This is a genomic window from Burkholderia pyrrocinia (assembly GCF_018417535.1).
Taxonomy (GTDB): domain Bacteria; phylum Pseudomonadota; class Gammaproteobacteria; order Burkholderiales; family Burkholderiaceae; genus Burkholderia; species Burkholderia pyrrocinia_E.
Genome location: NZ_CP070978.1, coordinates 1,781,421 through 1,796,478, shown reverse-complemented (window position 1 = coordinate 1,796,478; position 15,058 = coordinate 1,781,421). Strand labels below are relative to the sequence as shown.

Here is a 15,058-nt window from a genome sequence, read left to right as displayed (position 1 = left end):
GCATGCACATGAAGATCACGACAGTCAGGCGGCTGGCCGCCTTCGCCACGGCCGGCGCGATCGCCGCCGCCGTGCCGGTCGTCGCCTCGGCACATGGCAAGCTGGAAAGCGCCGCACCGGCGACGGGCAGCACGGTCGACACGGCACCCGACACGTTGCGGCTTACGTTCAACGAAGACCTCGAACCGGCGTTCAGTTCGGTGAAGGTGTCGGACGCGAACGGCAACGCCGTCACGCAGGAAAAGGCGAAGGTCGATGCGTCGAACCCGCGCGTGATGACCGTCGCGATGCCGAAGCTCGCGCCGGGCGCGTACACGGTGCAGTGGGCGGCGATGACGGCCGACGCGCATCGCACCAAGGGCACCTATACGTTCAAGGTGAAAGGGTGAACGAAGGCTTCGTCGGCCTGCTGCGGCTCGTGTCGGTGGCGATCCAGAACGCGGGGTTCGCGGTGATCGTCGGCGCGCTGCTCGGCAGCCACTGGCTCGTGCGCGGCGCATCGGCGTGGCAGCACGGCATCGGGCGGCGTCTCGTCGCGACGCTGCGCATCGCGTCCGTCGTGTCGCTGTTCGCGAGCATCACGGCGTTCTGGGCGCACTGCGCGCTGATGAGCGAAGTGTCGATGCTCGAAGCGGGGCCTGCGGTCCGCGCGATGCTCGCGGGTACCGGCTTCGGCCACGCGTGGCTGGCCGGTGCCGCGTTCATGGTCGTCATCGTGTTGCTGTCGTTTCTCCGGCGCGCGAACGACACGCGCTTTCCGTTCGCGATGTGGGCCGCGTTCGCATGCGTCGCGCTCGCGCGCAGCAACGGCGGGCATCCGGTCGATGCAGGGCTGTTCAGCGTGCCGGTGTGGGTCGACTGGCTGCATCTGCTCGCGATCAGCGCGTGGGTCGGGCTCGTGCTCGTGACGGCGTTCGGCGTGATGTCGCGTCTTGCCGGCATGCCGGCAAGCGAACGCGCGACCGGCGCGTCGTTCGTGCAGTCGCTTTCCGATGCGTCGACGCTCGCGCTGATCGTGCTGTTCGCGACCGGCGCGTTCAACGGATGGCGCGGCGTCGATACGCCGGCGAACCTGCTCGCATCGACGTACGGGCAGATCCTGCTGCTCAAGCTCGCGCTCGTGCTGTTCGCGGCGGCGCTCGGCGGACACAACCGCTTCTTCGGGATGCCGAAGTTGCTGGCCGCGCTGAAGGATCCGGCTGCCGCGATGCCGGCCGGCCCGTTGCGGCGGTTCGGCGCGGTGTTGCGGATCGAGGCGGTCGTGCTGGCCGGCGTGCTGATGGTGGCGGCCGTGCTCGCGTCGAGCGCGCTGCCGGGGACGATCTAACGCGGCGGTGCGGCGCCGAAGGTCATGCAGGGAATCGTCGCGAGCACGGCGGATTATTGTCAGACGATTCCCTTGCGTTTTCCGGCACAACCAGCGCGGCCGGTTGCGATCCCGGCGCGATAACGGAAATTACATCGGCCTGTCTGTCTATTACCAAAAACTGTCATTGAGCGCCGCTAAGCTTTCGCCACCCTCACAACCGAGATTCCCCGTCATGCGCTCGACAATCCGCCTGTTTGCCCCGCTATTGCTTCTGCCCACGCTCGCCGCCCCGGCGATCGCCGCCACCGCCGCGCCCGTCAGCGCGAACTGCGGCGGCAGCGCGACGCCCATTGCCGATATCCAGGGGCCCGGCGCGCCGTCGCCGCTCGCCGGCCAGAACGTGTCGATCGAAGCCGTCGTCACCGCCGATTTCGGCGGCACGGACGGCTTCGGCGGCTTCTTCGTCCAGCAGGCCGACGCGCAGCGCCGCAACCAGCCGGGCGTGTCCGAAGGCCTGTTCGTCTATGCGCCGAAAGTGCGTGCGAAGGCCGGCGATCTCGTGCACGTGACGGGCAAGGTCGAGGAGAAATACGGTCAGACGCAGCTTACGCAGTCGGGTGTGATCGCGGTGTGCGCGAACGGCCAGAGCGTCACGCCCACGACGGTCACGCTGCCGGTCGAAAGCCCGAACGCGTTCGCCGCGTATGAAGGGATGCTCGTGCGCCTGCCGCAGACGCTGAGCGTCACCGACAACTACGAGCTCGGCCGTTACGGCAGCGTGTTGCTCAGCAACGGCCGCCTGCGCACGCCGACGAGCGTCGTGCCGCCCGCACAGGCGCAGACGCAGATCGACGCGAACGCGCGCAACCGCCTGGTCCTCGACGACGGCTCGAACAAGCAGAACCCCGCGACCGTGCCGTATCCGGCGCCGGGCCTGTCGGCCGCGAACACGCTGCGCACGGGCTACACGGTGCGCGACGTCGAAGGCGTGCTCGAAGTGCGTTACGGCGCATGGCGCGTGCAGCCGCTGCCCGGCGCGGCCGTGCCGGCATTCGAGGCGCGCACGAACCCGCGCACCAACGCACCCGCGCGCGATCCGAAATCGAACCTGCGCGTCGCGTCGTTCAACGTCCTCAACTACTTCAACGGCAACGGGCTCGGCGGCGGCTTCGACGATCCGAACAACCGCGGCGCGAAGAACTACCAGGAATTCCAGCGCCAGGAAGCGAAGATCGTCAGCGCGCTGAAGGCGCTCGACGCAGACGTGATCGGCCTGATGGAAGTCCAGAACAACGGCTACGGCGAGCTGAGCGCGGTGCGCCAGCTCGCGGCGAAGCTCGGCAACAACTGGCGCGTCGTCGATCCGGGCACGTCGCGCCTCGGCGGCGATGCGATCGCGGTCGCGCTGATCTACGACAGCCGCAAGGTCGAACCGGTCGGCCGCGCGGCGACGCTCGCGATCGACGACAAGAACCGCCAGCCGCTCGCGCAGTCGTTCCGCCGCATCGGCGGTAACCAGGCGCTGACGATCGCGGTGAACCACCTGAAGTCGAAGAACTGCCCGGACGCCGCGAACGACGATCTCGACCAGGGCGACGGCCAGGGCTGCTGGAACCCGACGCGCATGCGCGCAGCGGCGAAGGTGGCCGACTGGCTCGCCGGCACGCCGACGGGTGTCGCGGGCCAGGGTGTGCTGCTGATCGGCGACTTCAACAGCTACACGTATGAAGACCCGATCCGCACGCTCGAATCGCGCGGCTACCGCAACCTCGTCGCGCGCTGGATCGGCGCGAACGCGTACAGCTACGTGTACAACGGCGAAGCCGGTTATCTCGATCACGCGCTCGCGACGCTGCCGCTCGCGTCGCACGTGAAGGCCGTGCACGAATGGCACATCAATGCGGACGAGCCGCTCGCGCTGCAGTACACGCTCGCGTACAAGTCGGCCGAGCAGCAGAAGACGTTCTACGCGCCGGATGCGTATCGTTCATCGGATCACGATCCGGTGCTGATCGATATCGCGCTGCCGGGCGGCGGGCATTGATTGCGGGTTGAGTGTTCGTGACGGGCGACGTGCGGCACTGCCGCACGTCGCCGCGCGGGCGGCGGCGCGTGTATCGCGCGCCGCTCGCGCTGCGGAAAATCCGGTCGGATATCGGGTAAATAATGCCGCCGTGGCCGGTGTGAATTAACGAAGTCGGTATTTTATGGGTGCCGAGGTGCGCATAAGTCACTGGATTGACGAATGGTTGAAGTGAATCTAGTCATCGAATTACGGATGCCTGCCGCTGCAACGCCTTAATCGATTGAGAATAATAAAAATGAAAGAAAAATCCTGTCGACCTGAAGAAATTTGAGGCGCTGCATCAATACAGGAAAGGCTTCGGTGTTGTGCGAGAAAAGTAAAATATTCGGTGAAGCATTGCCGATAATGTGCACCTTGCACGAATAGTCTCGTTTTCTTTCAAATGCCAGACACTGGCCGGCGTTCGCATCATTACGGGATTTTTAATATCGGAATGATCTTTGACAACGCGGCGCAGCACCGCCTATTTTGTCGATGTCGTAAATTTCGGTAATCAGAAAAGAAGTCCAGACTGCAGGGGGCGGTTCAAGCACGATTCTCGCCAGCAGTTTGCTGTGTCTGTATCACGTTCAGTCTCTTGAAGCAGTCCGATCCCAACCGCCTTATGCGCGAGTGGCGGGTGTTGCTGCGCGTCTCGCCAGCGAAGGCGGCCTTTGTGAAGTGGTATCCGAACCAAGCACAAGGATAGAGATGAAACCAGACAGGAGCTGTACTGGCAGCCGCCATGGCCGCCATGGCCGCCATGGCCGCCATGGCCGGTTGGCCGGGCTAGGTGCATTGGCCGTCATGACACTGGCGCTCGCCGCATGCGGCGGCGACGATTCGTCGTCCGTCGGCGCGTCGAGTCTCGCGCAGGCGACAACCAGCCAGCAGGCCAGCGCGCAACAATCGGCCGGCAGCCAGACGCCGGCGGCCAACCAGCCTTACGTCGATCAGGTCGCGTATTCGATGAATGCGACCGACGGCCTCGCCGCCGCGCAGGTGTCCGAAAAAGCGGCGGTCATGCATTACCAGTGGAAGTCCGGCGGCGCGACCGTCAACTACACGACGACCACCGGCCACCTGACCGCGCAGGACGCGAACGGCAATGCGGAAGCGTCGATGTCGTATGTCGCGTACACCGCGCCGAGCACGAACGGCAAGCCGCGTCCCGTCACGTTCGTGTACAACGGCGGCCCCGGTTCGTCGTCGATCTGGCTGCGTCTCGGCTCGTTCGCGCCGACCCGCGTCGCCACGCCCGATCCGCTGTTCGGCAGCAACTGGCCGAACTATCCGCTCGTCGACAACGCGGAAAGCCTGATCGACACCACCGACCTCGTGTTCATCGACCCGCCGGGCACCGGGCTGTCGGAAGCCGTGTTGCCGAACACCAACCAGAAGTACTGGGGTTCCGATGCGGACGTGAACATCATGCGCGACTTCATCCAGCGCTACCTGAACGTCAACAGCCGCAGCAGTTCGCCGATCTACCTGTACGGCGAATCGTACGGCACGCCGCGTACCGACATGCTGGCGCTCGCGCTCGAATCGGCCGGCGTGCACCTGACGGGCATCGTGCTGCAGTCGGCGATCCTGAACTACTTCGCGGATGCGGTGGAAGCGGTGGCGATCACGCAGTCGACGGAAGGGCTGCTGCTCGAAACCGATACGGTGGCCGGTTATCTGCCCGGGTATGCGGCGGTCGCGGCGTACTTCAACCAGGTATCGCCGGCGCCGGTGAACCAGGATCTGTACGCACTGCAGACGGAACTGTTCACGACGCTGATCTACAACCAGTTGCAGAAGTACTCGCAATCGTGGGTGTTGAGCCAGCTCGGCATTCCGGATGCGCTCGGCACGCCGGTGTTCCCGAGCGATGCGACGCTCAGGCTGTGGTCGATCCCGTCGAGCCTGACGCAACAGGCGCTGCGCGGCTACTTCAACGCGAACCCGTTCGGCACGAGCATGCTGCCCGGAACGACGATCGGCCGGTATGACGGACGCGTGTCGCTGCCGAACGCCGATCCGCGGCTGCAGACCGACGGCGACCCGTCCGACATCCTGATCTCGCAGCCGTTCACGAACGCGCTTGCGACGCAGATGCCGGACTACCTCGGCTATACCGCGCCGAATGCGACCTACCTGCCGCTGAACGACAACATCATCGGCGTATGGGACTTCTCGCACGACGGCCAGCCGATGCCCGACACGATCCCCGATCTGCTCGGTGCGCTGCAGCTCAACCCGAAGCTTCGCGTGCTCGCGGAGAATGGCTTCCACGATCTCGCGACGCCGTTCTTCAACACCGAGAAGCAACTCGCGCGGCTGCAGACCGTGAAGGGCCTGAATCCGAAGCTGCAGGTGAACTTCTTCCAGGGCGGTCACATGACTTACCTGGACGATGTCGCCCGTCCGCAGATGAAGCGTGACCTGAAGACGTTCTACAAGGGCGCGCGGATTCCGACGGCGCTGACGCTGCATACGCTTCCGCCGCCCTGGCCGGACGAGAACCCGCCCAGCGTGCCGACCGGCAGCGTCCCGGGCGCGACGGCCGCGACGACGCTGGCGGCGGCGCCCTGAGCGACGGACTCCTTGTCAAAGGAACCCTCTATTCATCCATTGAATGCGAGTGATCATGTCCCTAATCAAATTGATTCGGCGTATGTCTGCGTTGATCGTCCTCGGTGCCGTAGTGAGCAGCGCCTACGCGTTGCCGCCGCAGGCGGTGGCGCCGGTGAAGCTGCCGCACGGCGGGCGCGGTGTCGACGGTCCGTTCTTTCCTGCCACGCGGGCGGCGCCGGTGTTGCCGTCGACCGGCGCGACGCTGCAGCAGCAGGCGCAGCGGCGCGTCGACGCGAGGCTCGGCGCCAATACGGTGCTGAGCAACGGCGCGGCCGTGACGAAGGCACAGGCGCAAAGCAGCGGGCTCGGTTTCGTGTCGAAGCACTTCGACGAGATCGATGCGAAGCACACCGGCCGCGTGACGATGAGCGATGTGCGGCAGTTCATCCAGCAGCGGCAGATGCAGGCGCAGCAGGAACAGCAGGACGAGTGATGGCGTGAGCAGGACGGCGGCCGGTGCGAGGTCGGCACCGGCCGCCGAACCGCGCCACGCGTTCAGGTTGCCTGGCGCGCGTAGCGCCTGGCCGTGGCCGACGGCAACTCGCCGAACATCGCGCGATAGTCTTGCGCGAAACTGCTCAGGTGCCAGAAGCCCCATTTGGTGGCGGCAGACGTCACGGATTCGCCGAGCCGAAGCTCGCGGCGCGCGTGATTCAGTCGAACGGCCCGCAGATACGCAATCGGATTCAGGTTGAGCGCGTCGTGGAACGCATACTGCGCGGTGCGCCGGCTGATGCCGAGTTGCACGCACAGTTCGGCGATCGACAGCGGGCAGGTCGATGCGTCCTGAAGGCGCTCCTGCACCGCGTTGACCAGCGACCAGTACTTCGTCGGGCGCGCGGCTTGCGCGCCGGCCTCCGGCGCGGCCGCCGTCAACACTTCCGAGATCGCATACAGGACGGTGCGCTCCAGCAGTTCGATCCGGTCCTGCGTCGTCACGTCTTCGACGGAGGTACTTTTCGCCGCGGCGGCCAGCGTCCGGCGCAGCAGGTCGCGAAGATGGTCCGCGACGCAGGTGGGCATCGGGATCAGCGGCGCGAGGGTGCGCGCGCGCAGGGACGCGGCGACCGTGCGCATCGCCTGCGTCGACAGCTTGTCGGGCTCGATTTCGACATTCACGAGCAGGTGCCGGTCGGGCGAGTAGAACTCGAATTCCGGCAGGCTCGAGAACACGTGCAGGCTGTCGCGCCCGCTCTTCTCGCCGCACATGCGTGCATGCCCTTCCAGCTCCAGCGGCACGGCCACGGCGATCCGGTCCGACGGCACCGCGCCCCGCTGCAGGATCACCTTGTCGAGGTCTTCGACCAGCAGCTTGATGCCGCCCAGCGACACGATCGACGACGAGCCGTGAAACAGGCCGCCCGAGATCTGCGTGTAATTCAGGTTCCAGCCTTCGAACGACCGCGCCTGTTCCTCCACGTCGGTGAACGCGCAGAACGCGACCGCTCGCGCGAACAACGGGGCGCCAGAGAAATCGCTCGGGTGGGCAGACGGCGTCATCGGGGGCGGGAAGGGGCGGGCCGGATCGAATCATTGTAGCCGGTCAAAAAGCGCGGCCCGGCGCATCCTCGTGGAAACCCTCGCTTGCCGAAATCCGATAGTGGAAAGCGTTTCGGCACCCTACCTTTGGCATGAATACGATGCAACGGCCGGGCGCCCGGGGACATTCCCCGGCACGCGAACGAGGACCAGCCGCTGGCCGACTGTGCGGACTTGCAAGAGGCGTAGCCCGCGCGCGTCGAGTTTCACCGCGCGGTTCGGCGGGGCGGCCAACCGCCAACCCGCCAACCCGCCGAGCCATACCCACAACGCACCGTGGTGCCTATCTGGAGAGACGTCGATGGAACTTCCCCGTGGTGGATTCTGGAGAAACTGGGTGGGCAATCAGTCGTGCGTGGCCGCGCACATGGCGTCGCCGACCAGCGAGGCCGAGATCGCGGAACTGGTGCGCACCGCGACGCGCCAAGGCAAGCACGTCCGATGCTCGGGGTCGGGGCACTCGTTTACGCCCGTCGTGGCGACGAGCGGCCTGCTGCTGTCGCTCCAGGACTACCAGGGCATCGTCGATGTCGATCAAGCGCGCAAGCGCGTGACGGTGAAGGCCGGCACCAAGCTCAATGCGGTGACGCGCCACCTGAAGGGAATCGGCCTGTCGCTCGTCAACCAGGGCGACATCGATTCGCAGGCGATCGCCGGTGCGTTCGCCACCGGCACGCACGGCACGGGAGCGACGCTGAGCAATCTGTCGTCGCAGGTCGTCGGGATGCGCATCGTGCGTCCGGACGGCTCGATCATGGAAGTGAGCGAACGGAAGGACCTCGACCTGCTCCATGCGACGCAGGTGAATATCGGCATGTTCGGCGTGGTCTCGGAGATGACGCTGCAGGTGACCGACGCGTTCTGGCTGCACGACCGTGTCTGGCGCGAGGACTTCGAAGCGCTGATGGAGCAATACGACGACCTGGCGGCGAAGCATCGGCATTTCGGTTTCTTCTGGTGTCCGACGCCCGAAAGCCGCCACCTGTACTGCCTGCCCGACACCACCAGGGTGTCGAATTCGAAGAAAGACTACGACGTATGCGAGATCAAGGTGATGGATGTCACCGCCGAGCGCACGTTCCATGAAGGCGAGCACGAGAAGATCGCATACAGCTCCGAGGTGTATGCGATTCACTACGTGCCGAACTTCCACGAGCTCGAGTACGCGGTGCCCGCGCAACACGGAAAGGAAGCGCTGCGTCGCGTCCGCGACCTCATTCTCACGAAACACCGCGACTGCATTTTCCCGGTCGAGTACCGCTTCACGAAGGGCGATCCGGCGTGGATCAGCCCGTTCAACCACCAGGACAGTGTCACCATTTCATGCTCGGGCGGCCCGAATGGCGTCGACTACTGGCCGTTCCTGAAGGACGTCGACGACATCCTGCGCGACTACGACTCGCGTCCGCACTGGGGCAAGCTGCATTTCACGAACCGTGAAGACGTGGACCGCTGGTTTCCCAAGGCGGAAGCATTCCGCGCACTGCGCCGCAGCGTGGACCCCGAAGGCTATTTCCTCAACGATCATCTTCGGACGCTGTTCAGTTGAGCACGCCGATCGAACCAGACAGGAGAACGAATAATGAATGTCAAGATTGACGGCCGCCTGGCCGGCAAGGTCGCGATCGTGAGCGGCGGTGCCGGCGGATGCGGCGGGGCTGCATCCGAACTGTTCGCCGCACAGGGCGCGAAGGTTGCGATCATCGACCGGGACGGCGACGCCGCCGAAGCGCTCGCGTCCAGGCTGCGCGATGCCGGCTTGCAGGCGATCGGCCTGGGCGCCGACGTGTCGAAGCAGGCGGAGGTCCGGCAGGCAGTCGATGCGGCGCGGGAGCAGTACGGCAATGCGGACATCCTGTTCAATCACGCCGGGACGCTGATCGTCAAACCGTTCCTCGACATCGAAGAGTCGGAATGGGACTGGCTGATGGGCGTGAACGTCAAGAGCATGTTCCTGATGACGAAGGCGGTGCTGCCGCAGATGCTCGAGAACGGGCGTGGCAGCATCGTGTGTACGTCGTCGATTTCCGCGGTCTGCGCGACGCCGGGCGAAGTGCTGTACGACGCGACCAAGGGGGCTTGCCACATGTTCGCGCGGGCCATCGCGGTCGAGTACCGCGACCGCGGGATTCGCTGCAACGCGCTGGCGCCGGGGTTCATCCGCACGCCGCACGGGATGCGCGAACTCAGGGACCTGCAGGCGATGGGCGTCGACGCGACCGAAGCGGCGATCGCGATTCAGCAGGGCCGGTTGTGCGAGCCGTCGGAAGTCGCGGCGGCCGCGCTGTTCCTGGCGTCCGACGAGTCGAGCTTCGTCAACGGCACCCATCTGTTCGTCGACAACTGTTTTTCCGCCGTCTGATCGCCGATGCTCGCAGCTGCGCTTTCGACGCGACACGACATGCGACGCTAATCGTGCCGGCCAACGCGAAAGACGCTGCGCAATTCGTCGTGGTTGTGGACGTTGAGCTTGCGGTAGATCTTTCGCACATGATCGACGACGGTGCTGTCGCGCAGCGCGAGGCAGCGCGCGATTGCGGTTTGCGAGTGGCCGAGGACGAGTAGCGAACAGAGCTGCCGTTGTCGTTCGGTCAGACCGAACTCGAAGCCGAGTCGCTCGATTTCCAGTTCGTGCGGGGGGAAATGCTCGATGTAGATCACGATCGCCTGTTCGCAGGGCATCGCGCTTGCGTGTGCAAAGCGATACGCCTTGAATCGGAAGCGGCCGGCCGCATTGCGGCGTTCCATCGTGGCGGGCGCCACCGGGAGGCCGCACCAGATGCGATTGACATTCGTCAGCAGCGGCGCAAGCCAGTTCGGAAAGCGGTCGCGACGATAGAACGCAAGCGGTTCGCCGGAGGCGAGCGCCAGCATTCTGGTGCTGTCCTCGCTCTGCAGCAAGAGCTTCCCGGTGTTGTCGATGACCATGATCGCCGACTGGCTGCCTTCCGCTTCGCGCGACGGCGGATGGATCGGGCACGAAAGCGCATGCGCGATATGTCGCGCGAAGGGCTCGATGTCCCGATGATTCTTTTCCGAGAACGGGTGACCGCCGGGCGCGCGGCACAATTTCAGGCTTCCCCAGCCACGGGCGCCATCGGTCGCCGTCAGCTCGAGACAATGCCGCATGCCGACCGGCCGCCACAGCTCCGCATACATTGCACTCTTCAGCAGCGCGGCGTCGTAACGGGCACTGTTTTCGAAACCGCGGCCGCGGCGCATCGCATCCGAGAACGTGACGCCGAGCACTTCCTGTTTTTCGGTGTTGTGGACTTCGGCAAAGTAGGTGGGCAGGACTTGATAGACGGTGTCGTTTTCGCTGTATACGTCCGACACGGCATAGTGCTCGTCGGTATAGAAGAACATGCCCCAGTCGGCGCCCACGATGCGCCGCGTCGCTTCAACCACATGAGGAATGACGAGGCGCGGTTCGATGCCAAGCGAACATAGTCGCCGGATGTGGCCCGCTAGCGCGACATACTTGTCGGACATGGTGAGCCCCTTGAGCTACGACGGGCTTGCACGCGACTGCGTCGTAACGCGGGCCGCCGGTGCGTTGCGCATACGGTGTCCAGTTTAGGTCGGCAAGTCGACGAATTCCACAATTGCCCCCTCGTCAGGGGGCGTTAAACCAGCAGGCTGGTTTCTATCATTGATTGACCCATTCCTGCTGGTGGCCCCGCCCGGTGCGCGGTGGCTCGAAGCGCGAGATCCGCCCAGTCGCGGGCGCGCGCCGCTGGAATGTTCGATCCGCGTTGCGGCACGATGCGCAGGCAAGCGCACGCGCGAGGCCGCAGCGAGGCAATATCGCGCATTCGCATGCGAATGCGCTGGCCCGGGGGAAGTCACTGGAGGATGCGAAGGTCGCTCGATGGAACCTCGAACGCGCGAAGCCAGCCGATGACTGGAGCGACGCAGCAGAATGCTCGCGATTCGCGAGGCGCTGTGCATGCCGTCACGGCCGATGTTGTCGCCTCGGCGAGGTGTGTCGAATCGCGCGGACGGCCGGACCTCGGCTCCGTTCCCGCGTATGAGTCGCAATATCTTTTCATATGAGGTGCCACGATGAAGACGATGTACAAGGCGGCGCTGGTTGCCGTTTGCATGCTGGGTGCGGCCGGGCTTGCCCGGGCGGGCGGCGGAGCCGACGAGAGCCCCGGCACGCCCTCGGATGCAGCGATCAGCGCGAACGCAGTGGGCTCCATGCCCAGTGCCGGGTCACAGGCGGGCGGCCCCGCAGCGATTACGCGTGCTCAGGTGAAGCAGGAACTGATTCGCGCGCAGAAGTCGGGCGAGCTCGAGCGGATCAATCAGTTCTACGGCGGCGGGCAATAGGGGCGGCGTGACGAACCGGCGCGGCCGCCCGAACCATCGGCGACCGCGTGGTCGGTGCGCTGGTTGCACGCGAGGACTGTCGTGACCGGCAACGCGACCCTCGCGAAGATCACGGGCATGATCGTCACGCGAGGGTTCGACGGCCCGAAGGGTTGGATTGCCGGATCAAGGTCGTTCGCATCGATGTCGAAAAAAAACCGACTCGCGGCATCACACCTGCGAGCCGGCGGTTTCAGCCTGTTTCAACGGCGCTTCAGACGGACGGATCGACGTTCGCCTCGAGTTCGCGGATGCGCTCGAGGTTCCGCGTGTCCTTCAGCACCGGCGGCCCCGCGAAGGTGTTGCGCACCCCGAAGCCGTACCAGATCACCATGAGCACCGCCACGAAACCGACGAGCACGTAGAGCACCTTTTCATTCGGCGGCTGGATGCCGACATACGCAAGCACACAGGCGCCGACCAGCGCGAGCAACGCACACGGCTTGGACCAGATACCCAGTTGAAACGGGCCCTTCTCGGTCCACGTGCGGCCTTCGGCCAGCATCCCCGAGCCGATCGGCATCGCATACGAGATGAACAGGAACACGGCGCTTCCGGCACTCAGCACCGAGAACGCGTCGCCGTACAGCGTGACGACGATCGCGAGCACCGCACACGTCCAGATCGCGGGCCCGGGTGTCCGGTGCGTGTGATTCACGCTGCGCAGCAGCTTCGACGCCGGCAGCCCGCCGTCGCGCGCGAACGCATACACCATCCGCGACGTCGACATGATCGCGGCCAGCCCGCACACGTAGTTGATGAAGAACATCGCGAGTTCGAGGCAGACGCGCAAGGTCTTCGGAATCGGCGCGAGTATCGCTTCGAAAAAGCCGGTGCCCTGTTTCATGCTGGCGGTCAGGTCGGGCATCACGAGCACGAACGCGCACACCATCACGTAGCCGAAGATCGCGGACCAGAACACCGACCCGATGATGCCGCGCGGCACGTTTTTTGCCGCATCGTGCGTCTCTTCCGACGTATGCGCGGACGCGTCGAAGCCGGTGATGGTGTAGGTCACCAGCAGCAGGCCGGACAGGAACGCGAGCGGCGTGGCCTGCTTCGGCCACGCACCACCGTCGACACCGGTGAAGTTGGTGAAGGTGACCAGCCGGTGCGCATCGAATGCGACCGGCGAGTAGTAGAGCAGCGAAACGACCAGCGCGATCGTCACCACGAAAATCAGATAGCCCGACAGGTCGGTGATCCTGCTTGCGATCTTGATGCCGCGTGCGTTGAGGATCGCCTGCGAGAGCGTGATGAACGCGATGAACGCGGTTTGATGCCACCAGGTCAGGCTGTCCGGACTGACGCCGAACATCGGTGCGATCAGCGTCTTGAAGAACGGATCGTAGGTGCCGAAGTTGATCGCGGCGATCACGAAGATGAGGCCGATCAGGTTGAGCCACGCCGTCATCCACCCCCATTTCTTCCCGCCGAGGATGGCGCCCCAGTGATAGAGGCCGCCCGCCGTCGGGAACGCGGACGCGATCTGCGACATCGACACGGCGACGATCAGCGCGAAGAGCGAACCCAATGGCCAGCCCAGGCCGACCGACGCGCCGCCGGTGGCGGAAAACGCGAGCTGAAACGCGGTAATGCCGCCCGACAGGATGCAGATCACCGAAAACGACACGGCGAAGTTCGAGAAACCGCTCATACGTCGCGACAGTTCCTGCGCATAGCCCATCTTGTGCAGGAGGCTTACGTCACTGTCGGTGCCTGAATCAGGCGGGAGTTTTGCATCCATGTTCGCTCCGTCACGAATGTCCTGCGTGGCAGGACTGTCATCGCCGCCCGGGCCTTGTGTGACGGCCCGCTCCTGGGATTCGTCGGCGGCACGCGACGCCGCGGTTGAACGGCAATCGCGTTCCGGTCCGATGCGTGAACGGTATGAAACCAAATTTCCGGGCAATATCGGATTTCGGCAACGTAGTGAAAATCCGGATGCGTGCACTGTTCCGGGGCGTGGTGCCGTGTCATGGCAGGCCGACCCGGTGCGACGCCGGATACACGTGTCAAGGCGCGATCACGGTCATCCTGAACGGCCCGCCGTTCGCCGCCGCATGCGCGACCGCGTCGTTTGCATCGTCGAGCGCGAACACCGTCACGTCGAAGTGCCCGAGGTCGAGCAGCCCGCCGCGGACGAGCCCCGCCATCAACGTCACGGCTTCCGTCGGGTACATCCACTTGCCGCGCAGCGTGATGTCGTTGCGCATGATCCACGGATACGGCAGCTCGAGCCCCGCCCCGCCGAGCATGCCGACGCCGCCCATCAGCACCACGCGCCCGTACGGGCGCACCGCCATCACCGCAGCACGCACCGTCGTCGCGGGCACCGACGGCGGCATCAGGTCGATCACGCAGTCGATCGGCCCCGGCGCCGCCTGCTGCATGCGTGTGCGATCCGTGGTTTCGTCGCCGGTCAGCGCGACGGTGCGCACGCGTTCGCCGAAGCGGCGTTCGAGATCCGCGAGCGCGCGCGCATTACGGCCGGGCGCGACCACGCACCGCGCGCCCATCGCCAGCGCGACCGCGATGCCTGCACTGCCGAAGTTGCCGGTCGCGCCGCTGACGAGCAGGATCTCGCCCGCCCGCAGCTCGGACGCGAGCAGCCCGCCATACGGCACGAGCAACGTATTGAGCGCGCACCAGCGCGCGGCGTCGGCCGGCGGGATGTCGCCGATGCGCACTGCGTTCTCGGTCGGCACCCGCAGCCGTTCGGCGAACGGCCCGTCGTGAAAATGGCGCTGCAACCGCTGGCCGCCTTCGCCGCGCGCGCTCCAGCCCTGCAGCACGATGTCGGGCATCCGCGCATCGTCGCGCGAGCGCACGGTCGGATCGCAGAACACCCAGTCGTCCGGCTGCAACTGCGTCGCGTCGGGGCCGGTTTGCCGGACACGGCCGATTGCGCCGCAGCCGGGCACGATCGGCAGCTCGATCGGATACCGGCGCTCGCCGCTGAACACTTCCTGCGCATAGGACAGCACCGGCGTCGCGACGATATCCACGATGACCTCTCCGGTGCCGAGCACGGGGTCCGGCATCGTTTCGATCGCGAGCGGCATGTCGAGGGACTTCAGAATTGCAGCTTTCATGACGCTTCCAGAGGGTGGGGGACGCGTCGATTCTGGCAGGCTTAGAATCCGCAA

Annotated in this window: 12 protein-coding genes; 8 read left to right on the top strand and 4 right to left on the bottom strand. The window is 65.4% G+C overall.

The window, feature by feature from the left end:
- Positions 1–8: 8 nt before the first annotated feature.
- The 5 genes from copC to JYG32_RS26085 all read left to right on the top strand — a co-directional run bounded on the left by copC (position 9) and on the right by JYG32_RS26085 (position 6,429).
- Positions 9–389, top strand: coding sequence for a copper homeostasis periplasmic binding protein CopC (gene copC / locus JYG32_RS26105; RefSeq protein ID WP_174378383.1), 381 nt, complete (start codon positions 9–11; stop codon positions 387–389).
- The gene (locus tag JYG32_RS26100) at positions 386–1,327 is read left to right on the top strand and encodes a copper resistance D family protein (protein WP_213265532.1); all 942 of its coding nucleotides are present in this window, start codon (positions 386–388) and stop codon (positions 1,325–1,327) included. The genes copC and JYG32_RS26100 overlap by 4 nt, the downstream gene beginning before the upstream one ends.
- Before the next feature lie 214 nt (positions 1,328–1,541).
- Positions 1,542–3,353 (top strand): ExeM/NucH family extracellular endonuclease, encoded by a 1,812-nt coding sequence (locus tag JYG32_RS26095; RefSeq protein WP_213265531.1) that lies wholly within the window; start codon positions 1,542–1,544, stop codon positions 3,351–3,353.
- Positions 3,354–4,085: 732 nt separating this feature from the next.
- A complete protein-coding gene (locus JYG32_RS26090) occupies positions 4,086–5,954 on the top strand; it encodes a S10 family serine carboxypeptidase-like protein (RefSeq protein WP_213265530.1) in 1,869 nt (622 codons plus the stop codon).
- A gap of 43 nt (positions 5,955–5,997) precedes the next feature.
- On the top strand, positions 5,998–6,429 hold the full coding sequence (locus tag JYG32_RS26085; protein WP_213265529.1) for a 2-oxoglutarate dehydrogenase: 432 nt from the start codon (positions 5,998–6,000) through the stop codon (positions 6,427–6,429).
- A gap of 62 nt (positions 6,430–6,491) precedes the next feature.
- Here the strand turns inward: JYG32_RS26085 and JYG32_RS26080 are convergent, their stop codons facing one another.
- The gene (locus tag JYG32_RS26080) at positions 6,492–7,454 is read right to left on the bottom strand and encodes a helix-turn-helix domain-containing protein (protein ID WP_249744645.1); all 963 of its coding nucleotides are present in this window, start codon (positions 7,452–7,454) and stop codon (positions 6,492–6,494) included.
- Between the two features lie 382 nt (positions 7,455–7,836).
- Here JYG32_RS26080 and JYG32_RS26075 point away from each other — a divergent pair, with 382 nt between their 5' ends.
- Both JYG32_RS26075 and JYG32_RS26070 read left to right on the top strand, forming a co-directional pair.
- Positions 7,837–9,084: a D-arabinono-1,4-lactone oxidase gene (locus tag JYG32_RS26075; RefSeq protein WP_213265528.1), complete on the top strand. Its 1,248-nt coding sequence runs from the start codon at positions 7,837–7,839 to the stop codon at positions 9,082–9,084.
- 33 nt (positions 9,085–9,117) lie between these two features.
- Positions 9,118–9,897 (top strand): SDR family NAD(P)-dependent oxidoreductase, encoded by a 780-nt coding sequence (locus JYG32_RS26070; protein ID WP_174378376.1) that lies wholly within the window; start codon positions 9,118–9,120, stop codon positions 9,895–9,897.
- Positions 9,898–9,944: 47 nt separating this feature from the next.
- Here JYG32_RS26070 and JYG32_RS26065 read toward each other — a convergent pair whose 3' ends face one another.
- Positions 9,945–11,027 (bottom strand): helix-turn-helix transcriptional regulator, encoded by a 1,083-nt coding sequence (locus JYG32_RS26065; protein WP_174378375.1) that lies wholly within the window; start codon positions 11,025–11,027, stop codon positions 9,945–9,947.
- 573 nt (positions 11,028–11,600) lie between these two features.
- Here JYG32_RS26065 and JYG32_RS26060 point away from each other — a divergent pair.
- Positions 11,601–11,870: a DUF4148 domain-containing protein gene (locus tag JYG32_RS26060; protein ID WP_174378374.1), complete on the top strand. Its 270-nt coding sequence runs from the start codon at positions 11,601–11,603 to the stop codon at positions 11,868–11,870.
- 253 nt (positions 11,871–12,123) lie between these two features.
- On the opposite strand, the gene JYG32_RS26055 is transcribed toward JYG32_RS26060, so the two are convergent.
- Both JYG32_RS26055 and JYG32_RS26050 read right to left on the bottom strand, forming a co-directional pair.
- Positions 12,124–13,656, bottom strand: coding sequence for an amino acid permease (locus tag JYG32_RS26055; protein WP_174378373.1), 1,533 nt, complete (start codon positions 13,654–13,656; stop codon positions 12,124–12,126).
- A 268-nt stretch (positions 13,657–13,924) separates the two neighbouring features.
- Positions 13,925–15,004, bottom strand: coding sequence for a zinc-binding dehydrogenase (locus tag JYG32_RS26050; RefSeq protein ID WP_213265527.1), 1,080 nt, complete (start codon positions 15,002–15,004; stop codon positions 13,925–13,927).
- Between the last annotated feature and the right edge of the window lie 54 nt (positions 15,005–15,058).